The 23,009-nt window shown below is 61.9% G+C and carries 21 protein-coding genes; 15 read left to right on the top strand and 6 right to left on the bottom strand.

Annotation, left to right across the window (positions count from 1 at the left end; genetic code table 11):
* Window positions 1–32: 32 nt before the first annotated feature.
* A complete protein-coding gene (locus tag ACY8D3_RS11765; protein WP_462378965.1) occupies window positions 33–755 on the bottom strand; it encodes a TorF family putative porin in 723 nt (240 codons plus the stop codon).
* A 241-nt stretch (window positions 756–996) separates the two neighbouring features.
* Window positions 997–1,809, bottom strand: a complete 813-nt coding sequence (locus ACY8D3_RS11760; RefSeq protein ID WP_462378964.1) for a metallophosphoesterase family protein — start codon at window positions 1,807–1,809, stop codon at window positions 997–999.
* 478 nt (window positions 1,810–2,287) lie between these two features.
* On the opposite strand from ACY8D3_RS11760, the gene ACY8D3_RS11755 reads away from it, so the two are divergent.
* The 9 genes from ACY8D3_RS11755 to ACY8D3_RS11715 all read left to right on the top strand — a co-directional run bounded on the left by ACY8D3_RS11755 (window position 2,288) and on the right by ACY8D3_RS11715 (window position 10,616).
* Window positions 2,288–3,577 carry a cobyrinate a,c-diamide synthase gene (locus tag ACY8D3_RS11755; RefSeq protein WP_462378963.1) on the top strand — a complete coding sequence of 430 codons (1,290 nt, stop codon included), beginning with the start codon at window positions 2,288–2,290 and terminating at the stop codon, window positions 3,575–3,577.
* On the top strand, window positions 3,574–4,224 hold the full coding sequence (gene bluB, locus ACY8D3_RS11750) for a 5,6-dimethylbenzimidazole synthase (RefSeq protein ID WP_462378962.1): 651 nt from the start codon (window positions 3,574–3,576) through the stop codon (window positions 4,222–4,224). Before ACY8D3_RS11755 ends, bluB begins: the two co-directional genes overlap by 4 nt.
* A gap of 67 nt (window positions 4,225–4,291) precedes the next feature.
* A complete protein-coding gene (cbiB, locus tag ACY8D3_RS11745; RefSeq protein ID WP_462378961.1) occupies window positions 4,292–5,209 on the top strand; it encodes an adenosylcobinamide-phosphate synthase CbiB in 918 nt (305 codons plus the stop codon).
* Entirely contained in the window at window positions 5,209–6,201 is a 993-nt protein-coding gene (gene cobD, locus ACY8D3_RS11740; protein ID WP_462378960.1) for a threonine-phosphate decarboxylase CobD, read from the top strand. Before cbiB ends, cobD begins: the two co-directional genes overlap by 1 nt.
* Window positions 6,198–7,652 carry a cobyric acid synthase gene (locus ACY8D3_RS11735; protein ID WP_462378959.1) on the top strand — a complete coding sequence of 485 codons (1,455 nt, stop codon included), beginning with the start codon at window positions 6,198–6,200 and terminating at the stop codon, window positions 7,650–7,652. Before cobD ends, ACY8D3_RS11735 begins: the two co-directional genes overlap by 4 nt.
* 45 nt (window positions 7,653–7,697) lie before the next feature.
* On the top strand, window positions 7,698–8,219 hold the full coding sequence (gene cobU, locus ACY8D3_RS11730; protein WP_462378958.1) for a bifunctional adenosylcobinamide kinase/adenosylcobinamide-phosphate guanylyltransferase: 522 nt from the start codon (window positions 7,698–7,700) through the stop codon (window positions 8,217–8,219).
* Window positions 8,216–9,268: a nicotinate-nucleotide--dimethylbenzimidazole phosphoribosyltransferase gene (cobT, locus tag ACY8D3_RS11725; protein ID WP_462378957.1), complete on the top strand. Its 1,053-nt coding sequence runs from the start codon at window positions 8,216–8,218 to the stop codon at window positions 9,266–9,268. The genes cobU and cobT overlap by 4 nt, the downstream gene beginning before the upstream one ends.
* Window positions 9,265–9,840: an alpha-ribazole phosphatase family protein gene (cobC, locus tag ACY8D3_RS11720; protein ID WP_462378956.1), complete on the top strand. Its 576-nt coding sequence runs from the start codon at window positions 9,265–9,267 to the stop codon at window positions 9,838–9,840. The genes cobT and cobC overlap by 4 nt, the downstream gene beginning before the upstream one ends.
* 44 nt (window positions 9,841–9,884) lie before the next feature.
* Complete coding sequence (locus ACY8D3_RS11715; protein WP_462378955.1) at window positions 9,885–10,616, top strand: adenosylcobinamide-GDP ribazoletransferase; 732 nt, start codon at window positions 9,885–9,887, stop codon at window positions 10,614–10,616.
* A gap of 34 nt (window positions 10,617–10,650) precedes the next feature.
* Here the strand turns inward: ACY8D3_RS11715 and ACY8D3_RS11710 are convergent, their stop codons facing one another.
* Window positions 10,651–10,977, bottom strand: coding sequence for a four-helix bundle copper-binding protein (locus tag ACY8D3_RS11710; RefSeq protein WP_462378954.1), 327 nt, complete (start codon window positions 10,975–10,977; stop codon window positions 10,651–10,653).
* Window positions 10,978–11,486: 509 nt separating this feature from the next.
* Here ACY8D3_RS11710 and ACY8D3_RS11705 point away from each other — a divergent pair.
* The gene (locus tag ACY8D3_RS11705; protein WP_462378953.1) at window positions 11,487–12,689 is read left to right on the top strand and encodes an MFS transporter; all 1,203 of its coding nucleotides are present in this window, start codon (window positions 11,487–11,489) and stop codon (window positions 12,687–12,689) included.
* A 173-nt stretch (window positions 12,690–12,862) separates the two neighbouring features.
* Here ACY8D3_RS11705 and ACY8D3_RS11700 read toward each other — a convergent pair whose 3' ends face one another.
* Both ACY8D3_RS11700 and ACY8D3_RS11695 read right to left on the bottom strand, forming a co-directional pair.
* Complete coding sequence (locus tag ACY8D3_RS11700; RefSeq protein ID WP_462378952.1) at window positions 12,863–14,137, bottom strand: OmpP1/FadL family transporter; 1,275 nt, start codon at window positions 14,135–14,137, stop codon at window positions 12,863–12,865.
* A gap of 179 nt (window positions 14,138–14,316) precedes the next feature.
* The gene (locus ACY8D3_RS11695) at window positions 14,317–15,183 is read right to left on the bottom strand and encodes a sulfurtransferase (RefSeq protein WP_462378951.1); all 867 of its coding nucleotides are present in this window, start codon (window positions 15,181–15,183) and stop codon (window positions 14,317–14,319) included.
* 131 nt (window positions 15,184–15,314) lie between these two features.
* Between ACY8D3_RS11695 and rnd the strand changes: the two genes are divergently transcribed.
* The 4 genes from rnd (at window position 15,315) to ACY8D3_RS11675 (ending at window position 18,205) form a co-directional block, all read left to right on the top strand.
* The gene (gene rnd, locus ACY8D3_RS11690) at window positions 15,315–16,430 is read left to right on the top strand and encodes a ribonuclease D (RefSeq protein ID WP_462378950.1); all 1,116 of its coding nucleotides are present in this window, start codon (window positions 15,315–15,317) and stop codon (window positions 16,428–16,430) included.
* Window positions 16,431–16,435: 5 nt separating this feature from the next.
* Window positions 16,436–16,729, top strand: coding sequence for a YcgL domain-containing protein (locus ACY8D3_RS11685; RefSeq protein WP_462378949.1), 294 nt, complete (start codon window positions 16,436–16,438; stop codon window positions 16,727–16,729).
* Window positions 16,730–16,752: 23 nt separating this feature from the next.
* Window positions 16,753–17,682 carry a D-2-hydroxyacid dehydrogenase gene (locus ACY8D3_RS11680; protein ID WP_462378948.1) on the top strand — a complete coding sequence of 310 codons (930 nt, stop codon included), beginning with the start codon at window positions 16,753–16,755 and terminating at the stop codon, window positions 17,680–17,682.
* Between the two features lie 73 nt (window positions 17,683–17,755).
* The gene (locus tag ACY8D3_RS11675; protein WP_462378947.1) at window positions 17,756–18,205 is read left to right on the top strand and encodes a YcgN family cysteine cluster protein; all 450 of its coding nucleotides are present in this window, start codon (window positions 17,756–17,758) and stop codon (window positions 18,203–18,205) included.
* A 9-nt stretch (window positions 18,206–18,214) separates the two neighbouring features.
* Here the strand turns inward: ACY8D3_RS11675 and ACY8D3_RS11670 are convergent, their stop codons facing one another.
* A complete protein-coding gene (locus tag ACY8D3_RS11670) occupies window positions 18,215–18,523 on the bottom strand; it encodes a hypothetical protein (RefSeq protein WP_462378946.1) in 309 nt (102 codons plus the stop codon).
* A 164-nt stretch (window positions 18,524–18,687) separates the two neighbouring features.
* On the opposite strand from ACY8D3_RS11670, the gene ACY8D3_RS11665 reads away from it, so the two are divergent.
* On the top strand, window positions 18,688–22,995 hold the full coding sequence (locus ACY8D3_RS11665; protein WP_462378945.1) for a DEAD/DEAH box helicase: 4,308 nt from the start codon (window positions 18,688–18,690) through the stop codon (window positions 22,993–22,995).
* The last annotated feature ends 14 nt before the right edge of the window (window positions 22,996–23,009 follow it).

Raw genomic sequence — 23,009 nt, 5'->3', positions numbered from 1 at the left:
CTGTCCAAACGGCCTGAGCAGCTTTCAAAATATCAAAGACTTCTCGATGCCTTGAATTGAACGAGGCTGTCACAATAGGTATTGATACCGGAATAGGCAGGGCACTGACCGGCGGTCAGGTTCGAGGCCGAATACGACATGTTCAGATTGAAGCCCAACCAAGCGCGCGAAATGTTCAGTGACCAATCGTTGAAGGACCGAACATAGCCCGCGTTAGCAATGGCGACTGGATCATTGAGCGTATGGTTACTGTATTTCACCGTGACGCCGAAGCCCAGGTGTTCCAGGGTATCCAGCGCGGCAAGGACGGTATGATCCTGGCGGTCCGGCTTCAAGGTGAACGAGGCACCGAGCCGGTTACCGAACACGGTGAGACCCGCATAGTACTGCTCGATGCTGGCCGCACTCGTGGACGGATAGCTATGCACCAGTGTACCCAGCTCGTAGCCCAGCGATTCATTCAGCGGTTGCTTGTAGCCGGTATAGCTGTCCAGGCGCACCTGCGCTTCGTCAGTCGGCGAAATGTTCGCTGCCCACTGCCCAAAATACCAACCACTGGTATGGCTCACGTCGATGCCACCATGCATCGCGCCGGCGGCCTTGGGTTGAACAAGGCCTTGCGCCATGCTGCGTGTCGGCGACGCACCGAGCGTCAGGTCGAAATCTCCAATCTCGTGCTGAGACGTCTTTTGTTCAACGACCGTAGAACATCCGCTCACCACAAGCGCAATCAGGCCCCATGCGCACTGACGCATTAATAAAGCTCCTCTGTCTGCAAGCGCAATTCAACGCCGCGTCATGCAGCGTCACGATCCGAATACGCCCCTTCGTAGTCGGTCGAACGGAAACTGGCGCTAAAATGCGTGCCAGACACCAAAGGGTGGTTTTTTAGCAGGCGAACGAAGGTAGCTGAACCCCCGTTCGTCAATCCGGTGACGTAATCGACCAAAACCGACGGTCGGGACCGGTCATCAACTACTCGCAGTCGCCACTTAGTTACGTGTGCGTAGGCCAGCGCAGGTCATGGTGGGCGCCGAGTACGAATTCGCCGTCATGAAAATCCCAGCGCTCGACGCGTACTTGTTTGTGGGGTTCTACGAGTACCCGGTTGAAGGAGTTGGGACTGCTGCCGCGCACCCGCGAGGACAATGTCGTTCCGGCCTGAACGATCCAGATCTCTCGTGACAGGCTCGGGTACTGGTTACTCAGAGGCAGGACGTACGGCAGGTGAATATGCCCCCCCATGACCATGTCGAGACCAGTATCGGCCCATCGCACCAGCGCAGCGAGTGCACCATGCTGTAGGTTGCTCAAATCGCTAATTTCCATTGAGCCGAACGGCTGGTGCGCTACCACGATGCGTAGCTTCTCCGGGGCGCAACGCGCCAGGCGCTCGGCAACCTTGCGGACTTGGCCCGAGCTGACCAGGCCATCCTTATGGCGACGGGGATGCGTCGTGTTGAGGCCGATTACGAGGAGTTCGTCATTTTCGAAAATGGGCTCCAGATCTCGGCCGAAATGTCGACGGTAGTTGCCATACGGCTGCAGGAAGCGAAGCGGAAGGTTGTAGAGCGGGAGGTCATGATTACCCGGTATCACCAGGGTATTGGGAATGCCATAACCTTCAAGCCGCTGGATGAACGCCTGAGCGGCAGCAAACTGGCTGTTTCGGGCGCGCTGGGTAATGTCTCCCGACAAAACCAGCAAGTCCGCGCCGAATTCTTGAACGTGGGCCTCCATTGCCGCCACGACAGGCGGCTGCTCGGTGCCGAAGTGCGTGTCGGAAATCTGCAGCAGGGTGGTCGTCATCGTCGGTTCGAAATCCGTGGTTGCGTCGAATGATTCGAAGCTTAAGCGGCGTCAGCGTTCCGCTCGGTTGTATCATCCGCTCGTGCAAGGCGTCCGTTAGACCGATTGCGCTCACGATGGGCATGCACTAGTCTGCGCGCCTCGCGCGGGGGCGATCTAAATGTTCAGGAACAGTATTGCGCAACCCACCTGAAGCCCGGCGGAACGCAGCCTCAATTGGATGGCGTTCTTTGCTGCAAAGGAAGGTGTCGGCTGTTTCACGCCGTTTCAAGGCATCGTCCGGGCAAGCGCAGGACGGATATCTGGTTGACGGCCTTTCGGGCACGATTCAATAGAACCTGACTGTGGCGCTTCGTTATCGGCAACCCCGCTTTTCTCGTCGTATCCTGCTTGTCGCACGTCGTGTGTGGCGGAGACCGAGTGTGTATCGGCTTAGCTTGACCACTGCATTTTCAGCCTCGCCGGGATGCGTCCGGTGATGGGTCGCGCCTGTCCCGCCCTGATGATCGCCGCGCCGGCGTCCGGACAGGGCAAGACTACCGTGACCGCGGCCATGGCACGCAGCTATGCGCGGCGCGGCCTTAGGGTCCGCGTATTCAAGTGTGGGCCGGATTTTCTCGACCCGACGATCCTGGCGCGCGCGAGCGGGCAGGCGGTGCATCAGATCGATCTGTGGATGATTGGTGAGCAGGCATCGCGCCGGCTACTGTGGAGCGCGGCGGCAGAAGCGGACGTCATCCTCGTGGAAGGGGTAATGGGGCTCTATGATGGGCAGCCGTCGGCGGCCGATCTCGCCTGCTGCTTTGGTCTTCCCGTGATGACCATAATCGACGCGGGTGCCATGGCGCAGACGTTCGCCGCGATCGTCCATGGGCTGGCCACGTTTCGCCCTTCGCTGAGATTCGCTGGCGTGCTGGCGAATCGGGTCGGCAGCCCTCGGCACGCGGCGATCCTTCGCGAGTGCCTACCGCCATCTATCAATTGGTTCGGCGCGCTGCCGCGGACCGAAGACGCCAATTTGCCCAGCCGCCACCTCGGACTGGTGCACGCTGCCGAGCTGGCCGATCTGGATGCGAGGCTCGACGCGGCCGCTGACGCGCTTGAGGCCGCCATGCCGATGGCATTGCCAGAGCCAGTTACCTTTTCAGCGCCGCCGCCGGAGCCAGTCGTACCTTCGCTGGATGGCATTCGCATTGGTGTTGCGCGGGACGAGGCATTCGCTTTTCTATACCAGGCGAACCTGGATTTGCTCACGGCAATGGGCGCTGAATTGGTGTTCTTTTCTCCGGTTCATGACCGCTGTCTGCCAGACGTCGATAGCCTGTACCTGCCGGGGGGATATCCCGAGTTGCACCTCGCAGCGCTGGCTGGAAACGATGCCGTGCGTGACGCGATTCGCAATCACCACGCGGCGGGTCGTCCAATCCTGGCCGAATGCGGCGGCATGCTTTATCTAGTGGAACATCTGACCGACAAGTCCGGCGAGACGGCGCCTATGCTGGGTCTGCTTCCCGGCACGGCACAAATGCAGAAGCGTCTAGCCGCACTGGCGCTGCAGTCCGTGGACTTGCCTGAAGGCGGATTGCGTGGGCATACCTTCCACCATTCGCTAATGGATTCGACAGTGCTGCCTCTGGCGCGTGGGGCCTGCCCCAATGGTCGCGGCGTTGCGGAGCCGGTATTTAGGCTCGATAGACTGACAGCTTCCTATATCCACTTCTACTTCCCCTCGAACCCGACGGCGGTAGCGGCGATGTTTAGACCATGAGTGAGCAGGCATTCAGTGCCGCCGAACGTGCGGCGGTCTATCGTGCAATTGCCGAACGTCGCGACATGCGTCACTTCAGTGGCGGAGCTGTGGAGCAAGACGTGCTCGGTCGCCTGCTGCAGGCGGCGCACCAGGCACCTAGCGTTGGCCTGATGCAGCCATGGCGATTCATCCGGATCACGCGTCCTGGGCTACGGGCGGCAATTGCCGAACTGGTCGAGCAGGAGCGCATCAAGACGGCCGAGGCGTTGGGGGAACGATCCGAGGGCTTCATGCGCCTGAAGGTCGAGGGCGTACGGGAGTGCGCCGAGCTGCTGGTTGCAACCTTGGCGGATGATAGAGAGCGCCATATCTTTGGCCGCCGCACACTGCCTGAGATGGATCTGGCGTCGCTTGCGTGTGCGATCCAGAACCTATGGCTGGCTGCACGGGCCGAAGGCCTGGGGATGGGGTGGGTCTCGCTATTCGACCCCGATGCGCTCGCCGTGCTGTTGGGTGTACCGGACGGTGCGCGGCCCGTGGCGATCCTCTGCCTTGGCCCGGTCGAGCATTTCTACCCAGGGCCGATGCTGGAACTCGAAGGCTGGACCCAGGGCAGGCCGCTCGAGGACTTCGTCTTCACAGACGGATGGGAGACGCGCCCGTGATCATACGGTCGAGTACGTCTGCGAACGAGAGGCCCGACGTTGAAGCCAGTCGATCCGAGGCGCTGCCATGAGCCTGGCTTTGACGACGATCCTCGCGGTTTTGCTGGATGCTGTTTTCGGCGAGCCCCGTCGCTGGCATCCATTGGTTATCTTTGGAAACTGGGCCAATCGCCTGGAGCGGCGGTTCAATGGTGTGTCCCTTCCCGACGAGCCGGGGCGGGGCTGGCGAAGCCACGGGGTCAGTGCCTGGTGCCTGGCGGTGCTGCCGCCGGTGCTGATCGTCTGGCTGCTTTCTCTGCTGCCGGGTGTAGGCCTGCTCGTCGACGTCATCTGCCTGTACCTCGCCATTGGCCTTCGAAGCCTGACGGAACATGCGCTGCCAGTAGCGCAAGCCCTGCGGCTCGGGCAATTGGACGAAGCCAGGCGCCTGGTAGGTCGTGTCGTCAGCCGCGATACGTCTGCATTGGATGAGGAGGGCGTGGCCCGCGCAGCCACCGAGTCAGTCCTGGAAAACGGCAGCGATGCCGTATTCGCCGCTCTATTCTGGTTCCTCATTGGCGGCGCGCCTGGCGTCGTTCTCTATCGGTTGAGCAACACCCTGGATGCGATGTGGGGTTATCGAACGCCTCGCTTTGAGCGGTTTGGTTGGGCGGCAGCACGCATCGATGATTTGCTGAATCTCGTACCGGCCCGTCTGGTGGCGCTCACGTATTCGATCTGCGGACACTTTCGCACAGGCATTGCCTGTTGGTTGCGGCAGGGGCATCGTTGGGACAGCCCCAATGCAGGTCCAGTGATGGCGGCGGGCGCGGGCGCGTTGCGCGTCACCTTGGGCGGAATGGCGATATATCACGGCGAACGCCACGTTCGCCCGGAACTGGGGCAAGGAAGCATACCCAGAGCGCGCGATATCGAGCGCGCTATAAACCTGGTCTGGCTAGGCGTCGGGCTCTGGATCGCATTGGTAGTGCTGGGAGGCGTGTAGTGCTTGAACACGGTGGGCGGCTGCGGGCGGCAGCGAAGCAATTCAATATCCCGCTGAGCGATTGGATCGACTTGTCCACGGGCATCGCACCGGCGGGACTGCCGATGCTGCCCATACCGGCGTCGGTCTGGAATCGCCTACCGGAACCCGACGATGGCCTGCGCGAAGCGGCATCACGCTATTACGGTTTCGACAATCCGCTGCCGGTTTCCGGCTCGCAATCGGCCATCCAGGCGCTGCCGCAGATCCGCCGGCAGGCTCGGATCGGCATCATCTCGCCTTGTTATGCCGAGCATGCACATGCGTGGCGCCGGGAAGGGCACAGCCTTCTGGAACTGACTGAAGCCGGCGTGCCCCGCGCATTGGATCGGCTGGATGTACTGCTCGTGATCAACCCGAATAATCCGACCGGGCGGCTTATCCCACCTGAGCGTCTGCTTGAGTGGCACGCTCGACTGGCGGAACGAGACGGATGGCTAATCGTCGACGAAGCCTTCATGGACTGTACGCCGGAGTCCAGCCTCGCGCAGTTCGGTCCACGGTCCGGGTTGGTGGTACTGCGCTCGTTCGGCAAGTTTTTTGGAATGGCCGGTGCACGATTGGGCTTCGTACTCGCTGATGCCGACTTGTCGGTGCGGCTGGAGAACCTGCTCGGCCCCTGGACGGTCTCCGGTCCGACGCGGTTCGTGGCGACTGCACAGCTTCTGGCCGCGGAAGATCAGCGCATTCAGCGCGAGGCGCTGCACGCGGCCGGCCAACGCCTGGCGGCGCTGCTCACGGATCGTGGCTTTCCGCCGACAGGCGGGTGCCCACTCTTTCAGTGGACGGTCACCCGTCACGCTGAGCGGCTTTACCGATTCCTGGCCAGCAACGGCGTGCTGGTGCGGCTGTTTCACCAGCCAGCAAGCGTACGCTTCGGGCTGCCCGCCGATGAGAGCGGCTGGACACGGCTGGACCGTGCGCTGGCCGCCTACCAGGTATCCATGACATGACCGGTCGGACCCTGATGGTACAGGGCACGACGTCCGATGCCGGCAAGAGCACCTTGGTGACGGCGTTGTGCCGTTGGCTTCGTCGTCAACATGTCGCTGTCGCACCGTTCAAACCGCAGAACATGGCACTCAACAGTGCCGTGACCGAAGACGGCGGCGAGATCGGCCGGTCCCAGGCGGTGCAGGCGCAAGCCTCTGGTCTCAGGCCACATACCGATATGAATCCTGTTCTATTGAAGCCCAACAGCGACGTAGGCGCGCAGGTCATCATTCACGGGCGCGCCGTGGGCAATATGAATGCGGTTGCCTATCACGCCTACAAGCAGGTCGCTCGGGAGGCCTCGCTGGCTTCGCATGCGCGATTGGCGGGCCAGTATCAGGTGGTCATGGTGGAAGGTGCCGGCTCGCCAGCCGAGATCAATCTGCGTGCGAACGATATCGCCAACATGGGTTTCGCCGAGGCGGTGGATTGCCCAGTCCTGTTGATCGCTGATATCGACAAGGGGGGTGTCTTCGCCCACTTGGTCGGCACGCTGGAGCTGTTGTCCGAGACGGAGCGTGCGCGGATCGCCGGGTTCGTCATCAATCGATTCCGGGGCGACATCGCCTTGCTGCAGCCTGGGCTCGACTGGCTCGAGACCCGTACCGGCAAGCCTGTGATTGGCGTGCTGCCCTATCTTATGGATTTTCACCTTGAAGCCGAGGACGCCATCGATCGCCGGCAACATGCCAAGGCGCACGAGGTCCTCAGGATCGTCGTGCCCGTGCTTCCACGGATCAGCAATCACACGGACTTCGATCCGCTTCGGCTCCATCCGCAGGTGGACCTGCAGTTCGTTGCGCCAGGTGAAGCTATTCCACCCGCGGACCTGATCATCCTGCCCGGCTCGAAGAGCGTCCGCGCGGACCTGGCATTTCTTAAAGCACAAGGCTGGCAGGCAGCGCTTGATCGACACCTCCGGTATGGCGGCAAACTGCTGGGCATCTGCGGTGGCCTGCAGATGCTGGGAACACGCGTTATTGATAGCCAGGGCCTGGAAGGGCCGGCCGGACAGAGTGAAGGCTTCGGCTTTCTCGACGTCGAAACGTCACTCGAACCGGAGAAGCAATTGCGCAACGTCACCGGAACGCTTTGCTTCGATACACCCGTTACTGGTTATGAGATCCATGCTGGCGTCACGGCTGGACCCGCCCTGGATCAACCCATGGTGCATCTGAGTGACGGGCGAACGGACGGCGCTCGTAGCGCCGATGGCCAGGTCATGGGCACCTATCTTCATGGCCTCTTCGAAACCGCTGCATCATGCGACGCCTTATTGAACTGGGCGGGCCTTGCCGCCCCGGTGCCCTTCGATTACTTCGCGCTGCGCGAGAAGGACATCGACCGTCTCGCCGATCTGGTCGAGGCGCATCTGGATACGGCTCGGTTGCGCGCCCTTTGCGGTCTGTAAGGCTGAGTCCTGCGACCAATTGGCAATACAACAGGAAACAACCCCATGCTCGAACTCATTCTGGGCGGTGCTCGGTCAGGCAAGAGCCGGCTCGCTGAGCGCCTGGCGTCGGCATCCAGTCTCGCCGTCACCTACATCGCAACGAGCCAGCCGCGCGATGCCGAGATGCACGCACGTGTGGCACTGCATCGGGCGCGTCGGCCTCAGGAATGGGCGCTCGTAGAGGAGCCCCTGGCCTTGGCCAAGGTGCTGCGTGAGCATGCTGCGCCCGATCGACTGCTACTGATTGACTGCCTCACGCTTTGGCTGACCAATCTGCTCATCCATGAAGACAGCACGCGTCTGGACATCGAGCGCGACGCGCTGATGGATTGCCTTGCGGAGCTGCCGGGCCGCGTGCTGATGGTCAGTAACGAAACCGGAATGGGGATCGTGCCGCTTGGCGAGCTCAGCCGTCGCTATGTGGACGAGGCCGGTTGGCTGCATCAGGCCTTGGCTGAGCGTGCCGGGCGAGTGGCGTTCTGTGTCGCAGGACTACCAATGGTATTGAAGGGGGACCCGCTATGAGCGGCTATTGGTGGCAGGCGGGCTGCCAATCGCCAGACAAGGTAACCGAAGCCGCTGCTTGGGACCGGCAGGCACAGCTGACGAAGCCAACAGGCGCGCTGGGCGAACTGGAGACGGCTGCCGTCCAGCTCGCGAGCCTCCAACGTACGGTGCGACCACGCATCGACCACGTCTGGATCACGGTATTCGCCGGGGACCATGGCGTCGTGGAAGAGGGCGTATCGGCCTACCCCCAGGCGGTAACGGTCGAAATGGTGCGCAACTTCGTTTCCGGCGGTGCAGCCATCAGTACGCTGGGGAGGGGTCTGGGCGCGAATCTGGAGGTTATCGACCTCGGGACCGCTACGCCTTACGCCACGCTTCCCAACGTTCGACGCATCGACCTCGGACCCGGCACCTCGAACTTTGCGAAGACATCCGCTATGACGGAAATCCAATGTGACGCCGCGCTGGACGTCGGTCGTGATTCTGTTCGGCGTGCCCGTGCACAAGGGGCGCATCTGTACATCGGCGGCGAGATGGGGATTGGCAACACCACAGCTGCAAGCGCGCTGGGGTGTGCGCTTCTCGATGTCGGGGCCGAGCGTCTCGTTGGCCGCGGTACGGGGCTCGATGACGAGGGACTTGAACGCAAGCGCGCCGTAATCCAACGCGCGCTTTCGCTCCACGCAACTGCCGGTTCACCTTACCAACAGCTATGCCGCTTGGGCGGGTTCGAGATCGCTGCACTGGCAGGCGCCTACGTGGCATGCGCACAGCAAGGGTTGCCCGCTATCGTCGACGGGTTCATCAGCAGCGTGGCCGCGCTGTGCGCCGTTCGGATGAACGCGGCTGTACGTCCCTGGCTGCTCTTTGGCCATCGTGGCGCCGAGCCAGGGCATGAAGCCGTGCTGGAAGCGCTAAGCGCGCAACCCTTGTTGAACCTTGGTATGCGCCTTGGCGAGGGCAGTGGGGCGGCGCTGGCGGTGCCGCTTCTGCAACAGGCATGCGTGCTGCACGCGGAAATGGCTACGTTCGCGGAAGCGGCAGTTTCCAATCGCCGGCCATGACGTCACTTCATTTGCTTCGACACGGCCGAACCGAAGGGCCGCAAGGCTTCCGTGGGCGCCTGGATGTGCGCCTGTCCGATGAAGGCTGGGACCAGATGCGATCAGCGACTTTGCCACTCCTTTACGATCGAATCATCACGTCTCCTTTGCAGCGTTGCGCCAAATTTGCCGAGACGCTCGCGGAAACGACAGGCATCCAGCCCATAATTGAGGCCGATCTTCGCGAACTGGATTTTGGGGATTGGGAAGGGCGCACTCCCGCGGAACTCATGGTCGATCAGGCCGAAGCGCTCGGGCGTTTCTGGGCAGACCCCTACGGTTATACCCCGCCAAACGGTGAGCCCGTCGAGGCATTCGAGCGGCGTGTACTAAGAGCAGTTGAATCGTTGGCCGCGCGGTTTGCAGGCGAGCGGCTGCTGGTTATCACGCATGGCGGCGTTATCCGCCTTTTGCTCGCCCGCGCCCGCGGACTGCACCGGAACGATCTGCTACAGATTGAGGTCGGCTACGCTGAGTGTCATTCAATCCAAACCGAGCGGCGGGGCGAAATCCTGTGGCTTGGCCAACCCTGAGCGAGACGTCGCACTGCGGCGCCCGCCTTGACCCAGGAGCCCGTATGACGGCTTTTCTGATCGCCCTGCAGTTTCTCACCAGCCTCCCAGTGCGCCTACGGGAAATGCCGACGCCGCAGGAAACGGGTCGGTCCATGCTGTTCTATCCACTGGTCGGTCTGGTCCTGGGGCTACTGCTGTGGATGCTTGCATCCTTCATTCATCCCGCGCCAGTGATGCTGGCCGCGGCATTGATCCTCGCCGCGTGGGTCGCGCTGACGGGCGCGCTTCATCTGGATGGTTTGGCGGATACCGCGGATGCCTGGCTCGGCGGCCTTGGTGACCGTGAGCGCACGCTGGAGATCATGAAAGATCCCCGAAGCGGTCCCATGGCCATTGTTGTTCTAGTGCTCGTGTTGCTGCTCAAGTTCGTCGCCTTGACGACGTTGCTCTCCGCCGGGGCGATCGTAGCGCCGCTACTGGCGATCGTGGTTGCCCGAGGCGCGGTCCTTGCGCTTTTCCTGACCACGCCTTATGCACGCCCAGGCGGCCTGGGAGAGACAATGGCCATGCATCTGCCGCGTTCGTCGGCTGGCCTGATACTCGGTGTCACGGCTCTGTGCGTCTGGATCGTTGGCGGTGCGGCAGGGTTCAGCCTGCTACTGGTATGTGCGGTTTTTTTCTGGTTCCTGCGCCGCGCCTTCATGCGTCGGATTGGCGGTACCACCGGCGATACGGCAGGCGCGCTGCTCGAATTGACCGAATGTGCCGCGCTCGTCTGGCTTGCCTTGAACTAAGCGGGCGCGCCGCTTGAAGCGCCCGCCGCTTCATTCAGGCTGCCATGGCGTCGCATTCGTCCGCGCAGCGTTGGCATGCCTGTGCGCATTGTTGGCAGTGGTCATGGTCATGTCGGGCGCACTCTTCAGCGCATGCGCGGCACGCCTGTGCGCATAGGCGGCAGAGTTCCCTGGCAAGGTCGCTCTGACGCGTCATGAGCGTTTCGGCTAAACGGCATAGATCGGCGCAGTCGCGGTCGAGACGGATGCAGTCAGCCATCATGCTGACATCTTCTTCTCGCAGGCATGCCGAAGCGCATGTCTCACAGGCTATGGCGCAGGCGCTACAGGCTTGGATGCACGATGCGAATGGGTTGTTCATGGCAAGGCCTCCCTTGGTTGCGGTTCGATGCAGGTCGCATCTGGCGAAACCTGCCCTTGGTCGACCCCGCCCACGCCGCATCCGTTCGCCAGTGCAATTCGTTACTGCATTTGACCGGAGACATATGCCGGTATAAACACCATAGTGCCCATGGCACGTTTCTCGGTTCCTGCCTCGCCACCCGGGCGGAAATGCGCTACGCACAAGAGGCTTAGCCATGTGAAACGGTGGGCTTCACCCTCAAGGGGGAGGCTGGGGTTCCATGGTGTCGGGCGCCAGCACGCCAAGGTGGGATTTTTCAACATCAGCGGCGTTAACTGCGTGTCGCTCGCGAATGAGGTGGATGGGCAAATCGGGATGTTGCGCTAGCGCCGATGGGTGTGGAGAGGCTCCACCTGTCCAGTGGTGAATGCGGAACTGCCCGGTGCAGCCTTGATCGGTGCTTGGGCTTAAGCGGCGGCGGATGCTGGCGAGCGTGCTGGAAGAACTAAAATGAACAGGAAAGCGAAATGACTGCCTTGTCCCGTAATAGCGCATGGATCCTGGCCCTCGCGGCCATCATTCTTGCGCTCTCCCTTGGAACCCGTCACGGCTTCGGCCTGTTCCTACCACCGATGAGTGCGGACTTCGGTTGGGGCCGCGAGGTCTTCGCGTTTGCCATCGCGCTGCAGAATCTCATCTGGGGCCTGACGCAGCCTATCACTGGCGCCCTGGCGGATCGGTTCGGTGCCGCACGGACGGTCGCGGCTGGCGGCGTGCTCTATGCGCTCGGGCTTGTGCTAATGGCGAGCGCGAACGACCCGTTATCGCTGTCGCTCAGCGCGGGCTTGCTAATCGGAATGGGCTTGTCCGGCACGTCATTTTCGGTCCTCCTCGGTGTCGTTGGCCGTGCCGTGGCACCGGAGAAACGCAGCGTGGCTATGGGCATAGCGGCTGCCGCCGGTTCTTTCGGCCAGTTCGCCATGCTGCCCGGCACGCTGTCGTTGATCAGTTGGCTGGGCTGGTCGTCCGCGTTATTGGCGCTCGGCCTGCTAGTCGCCTTGATGGTTCCGCTGGCCGGTTTTCTCAAGGACAAACCTATGCCAGCTTCGCCAGGGCAGGATCAGACGCTGCGTGAGGCGCTTGGGGAGGCGTCCCGCCATGCGGGGTTCTGGTGGCTGTCGTTCGGATTTTTCGTCTGCGGCTTTCACGTGGTGTTCATCGGCATCCATCTGCCGGCCTATCTGGTGGACCAGCATTTGCCGGCAAGCGTCGGCACCACGGTGCTTGCACTGGTTGGCCTATTTAATATCTTCGGAACCTATATTGCCGGATGGCTGGGCGGGCGCTTTTCCAAGCCGCGCCTGCTCACGGTGTTGTATCTATCACGCGGTGTGGTCATCACGCTCTTTTACCTGCTGCCGGTAACGACGGTTTCAGCGTACGCGTTCGGTATCGCCATGGGGCTGCTGTGGCTCTCGACGGTTCCGCTCACGAATGGCACGGTTGCCACCGTCTTCGGCGTAAAGAATCTGTCGATGCTGGGTGGCATCGTCTTTCTGTTCCACCAACTCGGTGCGTTCCTCGGCGGTTGGCTGGGTGGCTACGTGTATGACCACACCGGCAACTACGACCTGGTTTGGCAGCTTTCGATTCTGCTCAGCGTGCTCGCGGCTGCGTTGAACTGGCCTGTGCGCGAGCGACCGGTAGCGCGCTTGCAGGGGGTGGCATGAGCTACGGCTGGAAGATCGGCGCAATGGTCACGGCCGCCGTAGCGTTACTGCTGTGCTGGTGGGGATGGCAGGAAGGCGGTCTTGCGTTGGCGGGACTGGTGATGAGCGTGTGCTGACGTGTTAGCCGTTGAATCAGATCGTCCCGGGCATTGCACCCGGGACGACGGGGGCGCTTAGAAGCGGTACGTCAACTGCGCACCCACGGTGTGTGCACTGTTTTCGTATTTGGCGCTGTAGCTTTGCGAGGCTACCGCATTCACCTGGCGGGTTTGACTCACGTCCGCATCCTTTTCGCGCAGGTACAGGTAGGCGAAGTCAACGGTCAGATCCTGCGTCGGGCTCCAGCCGAAGCCAACGCTGAAGTTGGTCCGGTCATTGATCGGCACACGAGGTGAGCGATGCTCGTTGTTAGCGGGCGACTCGTCATACCCGACGCCGGCTCGAAGGACCCACTGCGGGTTGAGCTGGTATTCGGCACCGACGGAATAGGTCCAGGTATCTTTCCAATCCTGTACTTCTTCGATCGTTGCAAGTTGGGGCGACGGCGTGCCGCTGTTCTCTACCCGCAAGGACTCCAGGCGGCTCCAGCGCGTCCAGGTAGCGCTAGCGTGGAGCGTCCACTGGTCGTTCAACGCATGGCTGATACCGAAGTCGACCGTTTCAGGCGTCTTCAGGTCGAGCGACGCGTCATATTTTCCAGCGCCGGGAACGCCGGAATAGCGGGTATGCCCTTCGAGCTTGTAGTCCACTTTGGAGTGGTAGGTCAGGCCAAGCTTCGTCTGCGGCGTCACCTCGTAGAGGATACCGGCATTAAAGCCATAGGCCGTGTCGTCACCCTCGATCTTGGCGCGTCCGTCGTTGGCCGTGCCGGTGAAGATCGCCGATTCCAGTTTGCCCTCGATGCGGTTGATCGTCGGACCGAAGCCTACGGACAACTGATCATTGATACGGAAGCTGACGGTGGGCTGGAAGGTAATGACTTCGACTTCGCTGTAGTCGCCGAAGTAGCGGCCCTGGAAGCTGCTTTCATAGTCAGTCAGCAGACCGAAGGGCACGTATACGCCCAGGCCGAATGCCCAGCGATCGTCGATAGGTTTTACGTAATAGCCCAGGGGCACCGCGACCGTGGGCACCATGTCGCCGTCGTTGCTACCCGGAATAGTCTGCGCGCCAAATGGCGTGTTCAGGGAAGCGTTGCCGTCCTTGATATCGCTACGGGCGAAAATGCCAGCAGCGCCAAGCGTGACCTGTTCACGATTGAGCAGCGACATACCGGCCGGGTTGCCATAGACAACGGACGCGTCGCTGGCCGAAGAGGCGCGGCCGGCAAAGGCCATCCCCATGGAGCTGATGCTTTGTTCGTTGAGCGCGAAGCCCGATGCGTGTGCTTGACTGGCGAGTGCGCCGAGCATCAGGAAGACGCCGGAGCTGATCCCTAGTTTTTTCATCTTGTTTTCCTCAGGGGTGTAAGCGGGGCCAACGGAGCGCACGCTATCAGCAAAGAATCGCGCGCGCTAGCCTCGTAGAGCGGCTTGTAATGAATGGATGCATCCTTCACCAGCCTCTCTAGTTCGGTACGTTAGCCCAGCGTGTATGAAAACCGTAGCGACTTTTCATGACTGTTCGGTCACGGCTGGCCATCATGTGATGTCGCTGTCGCGACAGGCCGCGTCGAATCGGTAATCCACTCGCTCCAGGAGCCAGCGTACAACCGCGGCATCGGTAGCCCTGCCAGGCTCATTGCGAACACGTTATGGCAGGCGGTGACGCCTGATCCGCAATACGCGACGACATCCGAGCATTCACCCGTAAGGCCCGCAAATTGGTCGCTGAGGGCCTCCGGTGATTTGAAGCGGCCATCGGGTTGCAGGTTGTCCGTGAATGGCGCACATACCGCCCCCGGAATGTGCCCGGCGATGGGGTCTATAGGCTCTTCGTGTCCCAGGTAGCGAGGTAGTGAGCGGGCGTCCAGGAGGCGTTGATGCGGATCGTTCAGTCGCCGGTGCAGTTCGCTTGCTTCCACGACCAGCGAATCGTCCAGGTCCATCTCGAAATCGCCAGGCGACATCAGCGGTACATCTGAGGTCAATAAACCGCCCCATTCGGTCCATGCTTTCAGGCCGCCATCCAGCAGCGACACGCCTTCGCGTTTACCAAGCCATGCCAGAAGCCACCACGCGCGTGCTGCGTAGGCGCCGGGTCCATCGTCATACACCACGATCTGCGTGTCAGCACTCAGGCCGATACTCGCGAGGTGCCGTGCCAGGCGGCGTGGGTCGGGTAGGGGGTGCCGGCCGGTCTGGCCCGGAATGACTGCAGCAGACAGGTCCCGGTTGAGATCCAGGAATTGTGCGCCTGGCACATGGCCGGCGCTGTAGGCACGGCGCCCGTAATCCGGATCGTCCAGGGAGAAGCGGCAATCAAGCACGAGCAGATCCGGTTGTGAGAGGCGTATCGCCAGTTGCTCGCAGGTGATGAGATGGGCGTGGGACATGACAGCTCCGGTGAGGATTTGTCTACCGAGTATAGAGTGGCCTGCAAAGGGTGACGGCGGCTTTCGGGGACAGCGCACAGGTCCGCCGATATACTCCGCAACGCATTGCCGATTTTGACGAAGGAGTCACCGTGCCTACCGATATTCAATGGATCCGCACAGACGCTGATTTGGCGTCCCGCTGCCAGGCATGGCGTGAGCTTTCCTTCGTCGCACTCGATACGGAATTCGTTCGTGTCGATACTTTCTACCCGCAGGCCGGACTGCTTCAGGTGGGCGACGGGAAGCAGGCCTTTCTCATCGACCCGCTCGAGATAAAGGACTGGACTCCCTTTGCCGAACTGCTTCGGGATACGCGCGTTGTCAAAGTGCTTCATGCCTGCAGCGAGGACCTCGAAGTCTTTCTTCGCCTGACCGATGCGTTACCGCAACCGCTGTTCGATACCCAGCTGGCAGCAGGTTACCTTGGCCTTGGCCATTCGATGGGTTATTCGCGCCTGGTTCAGGCGGTACTGGGCATTGAACTGCCCAAGGACGAGACACGCTCGGACTGGCTGCAGCGGCCGCTCACACCGCTACAGGAAGAATATGCCGCGGCCGATGCCCAACACCTGGCAGAGCTGTATACAGAGCTGCTGCCGCAGCTCAGCGACGAGAAGCGGGCCTGGCTGCTGGAGGATGGCGCTGAGCTTGTCAGCCACCTTTGCCGCGAAATCGACCCGCACGAGCTGTACCGGGACGCCAAGCTCGGCTGGAAGCTCAGCCGGCAACAACTTGCCGTTCTGCAAGCGCTTTACGCCTGGCGCGAGATCGAGGCACGTCGGCGCGATCAACCACGTAACCGCGTCGTCCGTGAGCATTGCCTATGGCCTTTGGCGCGTTTCCAGCCTACCGATCGCGCGGCGCTTTCGCGTATCGAAGACATGCATCCGAAAACCCTGCGTCAGGACGGCGATACGCTCATCCGAATCATTGAAGAGGCCGGTTCTCTTCCGCCGGAGAAATGGCCCGAAAGCCTGCCGCCCCCGCTGCCATCCGAGGCCTCGGCATTATTGAAGAAGTTGAGGGCCGTCGGCCAAACCGAGGCTCTGCGACTGGGTATGGCGCCAGAGCTGATGCTGCGCAAGAAGGTCTTGGAGGCCTTGCTTAGAAGTGGATTTCCAAACGGACCCTATCAACTGCCGGATTCACTGAAAGGTTGGCGTCGCGCGCGCATGGGCGAAGCCCTGCTTGCGGCGCTGGAGTAATGCACATGAAACGTATCTGCTCGATTTACAAGAGCCCGCGCAAGCGGGAGATGTACCTTTATGTCGAAAAGCGCGACGCGCTGGCACGCGTTCCCGAGCCGCTGCTTGCAGCGTTCGGTCCGCCGATCCACGCGTTCGACCTCGTGTTGTCGCCTGAGCGGCAGCTGGCGCGTGAGGACATCACCAAGGTGCTGGAGAATCTGCAAAAGCAGGGCTATCACTTGCAGATGCCACCGCCCGAAGAAGAGTACATCGAGCATCTACCTGACGAATTGCTGCGCATGAACGACCCGGTGTAACGGGCGGCGCTAACGAGGATCGAATGCGTTTACTGATTGGCGAGCCGGATTTCTCCGGCTATGCAGCGCTTCTGCAGGATTTGCACGATGTCGAGATTGTTGGCGGCGACCGGCTGGAAGATCTCTTCCCGCTGGCCGAGGAGTGTCCTGTCTGGCTCGGGGCACCCAGCCTGTTGGTCAACCTGCTGAAAAAGGGCATGCGTCCACAATGGCTGCAGTCGACCTGGGCCGGCATCATGCCGCTGATGAACGAGTCGCTGCCCCGCGATTACACGTTGACGCGGGCGGTCGGTGTATTTGGGCAGGTGATTGGTGAGTACGCGCTGACCTACATGCTGGCGCACGAAAGGGGACTGCTGTCTCGCCTGCAGAGTCAGGCCGAGCGGCGCTGGGATACAACTATTCCGGGTACCTTGGCCGGGCGTTGCGTGCTGATCGTGGGGACAGGTGATATTGGTTCTACCATTGCCCGTCTGCTCAATAGCTTTGGGTGCGAGTTGCTCGGCATTTCTCGCCAGGCTCGGCTCACTTCCACATTGGATCAGGTAGGGGGCATGGACCGCCTGCTCGATTTCGCCGAACGTGCCGATTACGTTATCAACCTGCTTCCGGATACGCCTCATACGCGGGACGTCTACGATGCTCAGTTCTTCGAGCGGATGAAGCGTAAAGCGTTGTTCATCAATGTTGGACGCGGCACAGCGGTGGTGGACGATGATCTCATCGCGGCCCTGAATCAGGGCGACATCGCCGGTGCGGTGCTGGATGTGTTCCGGCAGGAGCCGCTGCCACCGGCGCATCCGTTCTGGGATACCCCGAATCTCACGATCACCGGCCACATGGCTGGACCGACCCTGGCGCCCCCGATGGCCTCACTCTTCAGGGACAACCTCCAGCGCTGGCAAGCCGGTGCCCCACTACGCGGGCAGGTGGATTTCGAACGCGGGTATTGATCCGACCACTGATGCTTGGCGGGCGGTGGCCGCGCAACTACACTGCCCGACCTTTTTTCAAGCCTGTCCTTCCATGGCCGCAAAAGTCGAACCCTTCTGGAAACGCAAGACCCTCGCCCAGCTCGATCGCGAAGAGTGGGAGTCCCTGTGCGATGGCTGCGGCCTCTGCTGCCTGCAGAAGCTCGAAGACGAGGACGATGGCAGCGTCTATTACACGCGTATTGCCTGCCGTCTATTGGATCTCAAGAGCTGCCGCTGCAGTGACTATGAGCACCGACGTGCGCAGGTCCCGGATTGCATACAATTGACGCCGGATCAGGCTGACAGCTTCAAATGGTTGCCGCCCACCTGTGGCTATCGGCTGGTTGCCGAGGGCAAGGACCTGCCGTTATGGCATCACCTTGTCAGCGGTGACGTAGATGCTGTCCACGAAGCCCGTATTTCCCAATCCGGCCGGATGCTGAAGGAGGACAGCGTTGCAGAAGACGACTGGGAAGACCATCTGATCTTCCGGGCCGGCTAGCCGCCGGCATCAGTAGTTGGGCGTCGTCTCCGGGATGCCTTGAGGGTCGATGATGAAGGGCATCGACCATTCCTGGAGTTCGCACCCTTTCTTTTCCAGGTCCTGTCTGGCCTGCTGAATGACATCGGCCAGGCGTGTCGGATCCTCGTACTGGGTTCGCGTGACCCGAGCGATGTCCAGGATAGGCTCGCCTTGGGTGTCGAGTACGCTGAAGCCGAAGCTGTCTTCTTCCGCGTTCGCGCTGGTGACGCAGCCGTATGGCTGGAACGCTTGCGACGTTACGTTCATGGCATGGTCGATGTCGGTGGGCGTGGTCATGACGGCTCCTGTTTCGATGATCTCTACGGGTTACTGGTAGAACGGCGGCCGCACGTTCGGGTTCCCATGGAGATGACCGACCGTCGCCGCTGCGTTGCCGGTGCGGTCGACAGGCCCCATATCGGTAGTGATCCAAAACGCTCCTGGAGGTTCGCGCTCGCACTATGTCCGATCCGTGCTTCGACGGCTTTCACCGCTCGGTGGTGGAGTGGTTCAACGCCGCATTCCCATCGCCGACGGCGGCTCAACTAGCGGCGTGGCCACGAATCAAGTCGGGGCGGTCCACGCTGGTGGCGGCGCCGACCGGATCAGGCAAGACGCTGACCGCCTTCCTTGCGGCGTTGGACGATCTGATTCGCGAAGGCGTGGAGCAGGGCGGTACGCTGCCGGATGAAACGCGCGTGCTGTACGTCTCACCGCTGAAAGCGCTCTCCAACGACGTTCGTTTGAATCTTGATATCCCCTTGGCCGGCATAGCGAGTGTGCTTGAAAGGGATGGACACGCAGCGCCGCACATCCGCACGGCGGTGCGTACGGGCGATACGCCCCAAGCGGAGCGGACCGCAATGCGCAAGCGTCCGCCCCATGTACTGGTCACGACGCCTGAGTCGTTCTATGTGCTGCTGGGCTCCGACTCAGGGCGGCGTCAATTGGCGACGGTCCGGACCGTTATCGTTGATGAGATCCATGCCGTTGCGGGTAGTAAGCGTGGGAGCCATCTCGCGCTGTCGCTTGAACGGCTCGAGGCCTTGTGCGGGCGTCCCCTTGTGCGAATCGGGCTGTCGGCTACCCAAAAGCCCATCGAGTCCGTCGCTCGGCTACTCGCCGGGCGGAATGGCCGCGCATGCGAGATCGTGGACGTTGGCCATACGCGGGCTCGCGATCTGAACCTTGAGATTCCGCCTCTCCCATTGGAGTCGGTGATGGCCAACGACGTCTGGGACAAGGTCTACGATCGCCTGGCTGAACTTGCAGAGGCGCATCGCACCACACTTGTGTTCGTCAACACGCGTCGAATGGCTGAGCGGGCCGCAAGGCATCTGTCGGATCGCCTCGGAGCAGGAGCGGTGGCCGCACACCATGGCAGTCTCGCACGCGAACAGCGACTGGACGCCGAGCAGCGGCTCAAGCGGGGCGACCTGAAGTTGCTTGTCGCAACGGCATCGCTGGAGCTGGGTATCGATATCGGCGATGTCGAGCTGGTGTGTCAGGTAGGTTCGCCCGGGTCTATCTCCGCGTTTCTGCAGCGTGTTGGCCGGTCTGGTCATCAGGTCATCGGTACACCAAAAGGGCGCCTGTTTCCTACGTCGCGTGACGATCTGATTGAGTGTGTGGCGTTGCTGGACTGTGTACGGCGGAATGAACTGGATACGTTGGTCATGCCCGTCGCACCGCTCGACGTGCTGGCCCAGCAGATAATTGCGGAGGTGTCCTGCCGGGAATGGCACGAGGATGCGCTGCTTGCGTGTTTCCGCCAGGCCGAACCCTTCGCGGAGCTGTCCGAAGCGCGCTACCAGTCCGTGCTCGCCATGCTGGCCGAGGGGTATACCGGCCGCCAGGGTCCACGTGCGGCCTACCTACACCGCGACGCTGCGACGGGTACTTTGCGTGGCCGGCGAGGCGGCAAGATGACGGCGGTCAGCTCAGGCGGGACGATTCCAGATAACGCCGACTACAGTGTCATCCTCGAACCGCAGGGCCACGGCGTCGGGACGGTGAACGAAGACTTCGCCGTGGAAAGTCTGGTCGGCGACATCTTCCAGCTCGGCAACACGTCCTATCGCATTCAGAAGATCGAGCCGGGACGTGTCCGTGTAGAGGATGCCAAGGGGCAACCGCCCAACATTCCGTTCTGGCACGGTGAAGCCCCGGGTCGCAGCGATGCGCTGTCGCTCGGCGTCGCGCGGCTACGTGGCGAAATAGAACAGCGGCTTGGCGCGTCGGGGCCGGGTCGCCTTGAGGCTGCCACGCATTGGTTGGTCACGGAGGTCGGCATACCCGAGGGGGCCGCCGTCCAGATCGTTGAATATCTGGCCCGTGCGGCGGCGGCGCTCGGTGGCTTGCCAACGCTGGAACAGTTGGTGATGGAGCGTTTTTTTGACGCCTCAGGGGGCATGCAGCTGGTCATCCATTCCCCTTACGGGAGCCGTGTGAATCGGGCGTGGGGACTGGCACTGCGCAAGCGGTTCTGTCGGACGTTCAACTTCGAACTGCAGGCCGCGGCGACAGAGGACGCCATCGTGCTTTCGCTGTCGACCAGCCATAGTTTTCCGCTCGAGGAAGTCTGGCGGTACTTGCGAGCGGACACGGCCCAGGCGGTGCTGATCCAGGCATTGCTCGATGCGCCGCTTTTCGGTGTCCGATGGCGCTGGAACGCCACTACGGCGTTGGCGCTGCCGCGCATGACCGGCGGCCGCAAGGTCGCGCCTCAGTTGCAGCGTATGCGCAGTGAGGACCTCCTCGCGACCGTATTTCCCGACCAGGTGGCGTGCCTTGAGAACATTGTCGGGGAGCGCGAGCTGCCTGATCATCCGCTGGTTGAGCAAACGCTGGATGACTGCCTGCACGAGGCCATGGACGCCGACTTGTGGATCGACGTGCTGCGCCGTATCGAATCGGGAAACATCCGGCTGCTGGCCCGTGATCTGCCGTCACCTTCTCCCCTTGCGATGGAAACGCTGGCTGCCAGGCCCTATGCCTTTCTCGACGATGCACCACTCGAGGAGCGCCGTACCCAGGCCGTAATGACGCGGCGCTGGACGGACCCTGCGTCGGCGGATGATCTGGGTGCGCTCGATACGGCGGCCATCGAAGCCGTTCGAGAGCAGGCCTGGCCGAGCGTCCGTTCAGTGGACGAAATGCATGATGCACTGATGACGCTATCGTGCGTCGGTAGGGACGAAGCGGCGGCGTTACCCGAATGGCCTCTCCATCTTGCCGAGCTTGCACGGCAAGGGCGGGCGACCTGCCTGTCGGTCGCCGCAGATACCCATCTGTGGGTACCGCTGGAACGGTTACCCGTCTTTCGAGCCGTCTTCCCGCAGGCGCGCGTCGAGCCGCCGTTGGCGGTTCCTGGTCGCTTCCACCGCGAAGTCGATCCAGATGAGGGCCTCGTCGAAATCGTTCGGGCACGCCTCGCCGGAATCGGTCCGCAGACGCTGGCAGCCATTTCGCACCCGTTGGGGTTATCCCCCGATGCGGTTGCCACCGCGCTTGCCCGCCTCGAGGCGGAGGGTTATGTACTGCAGGGTCTGTTCATCCCGGGTATGGAGACGCTTCAGTGGTGTGAGCGCGGGTTGCTCGCTCGAATCCACCGCCAGACCGTCCGACGTTTGCGTCGGGAGATAGAGCCCGTCGAGCCGGCCGACTACATGCGCTTTTTGTTTGACTGGCAGCACCTGTCTCCCGATACAGGAATGCGCGGGCCGGCGGCTCTCGATGAAATCCTGGAACAGCTCGAGGGCTTCCAGGCGCCAGCCACCGCGTGGGAAGAGGACATCCTTCCTGCTCGTATCCGGGACTATGGGAGCAATTGGCTCGACGGCCAATGTCGATCCGGGCGTACTGTCTGGTTGCGCCTGGCCGGTCGGCTTCGCGCCAAGGGTGGTCCGGTGCGCGGCACACCGATCGTCCTTCTGCCCAGGCGCCATCTTTCGGATTGGTTCGGGCTAACCGAAGAGTCCCCAGCGCCTGAAGTTTCGCCACGCGCCGAACGCGTCCGCGCAGCATTGGCCGAACGGGGCGCGTCTTTCTTTGACGAGCTGCAGAACAGCCTGCGGTTGTTGCCAACCGAGTTGGAAAACGCGCTGGGCGAACTTGTGAACCTCGGATTGGTGAACGCGGACAGCTTTGCCGGTATGCGCGCCCTTTTGGCGCCTGCGGCGCGCCGGCCCACGCGCATGACGCGCCGAAGCCGAGGTCGCCCGCTTGGTATGGCGGATGCAGGCCGTTGGGCCTTGTTGCGGCATGGCGAGATGCCGCCGACGGATCGCTCGGCGGCACTGGAGCACATTGCATGGGTTCTGTTGGAGCGGTATGGCGTCGTGTCTTGGCGTTTGCTGGATCGCGAGGCCGACTGGATGCCACCCTGGCGCGATCTGTTACGTGTCTACCACCGTCTCGAGGCGCGTGGCGAAATCCGTGGGGGGCGATTCATAGCGGGTGCCTCAGGTGAACAGTTCGCCCTGCCCGAGGCGATAGGTCCTTTGCGTGCGAAAAGGCGGCAGCCGCGTGACGGGGCGCTGGTGCGGGTATCGGCATTGGACCCGGCAAATCTTACCGGCGAATTTCTCAGTTCCGAGCGTGTGCCCTCGGTGATGGGCAACCGAATCCTCTATCGAGACGGTGTGCCGGTTGCGTTGCTTCAGTCTGGCGAGTTGCGCTATCTGCAGGCCGGCGCTGCCGATGACATGTCAACGTGGAGGGTCGTTCTCAGCGGCGCCAATCCCAGTCCCTTCGGGCTGCGTGCATGACGCTGGTATAGGTG

The organism is Pseudomonas sp. Marseille-QA0892, assembly GCF_054950135.1.
This window is presented reverse-complemented; position numbering and strand designations above follow the sequence as displayed.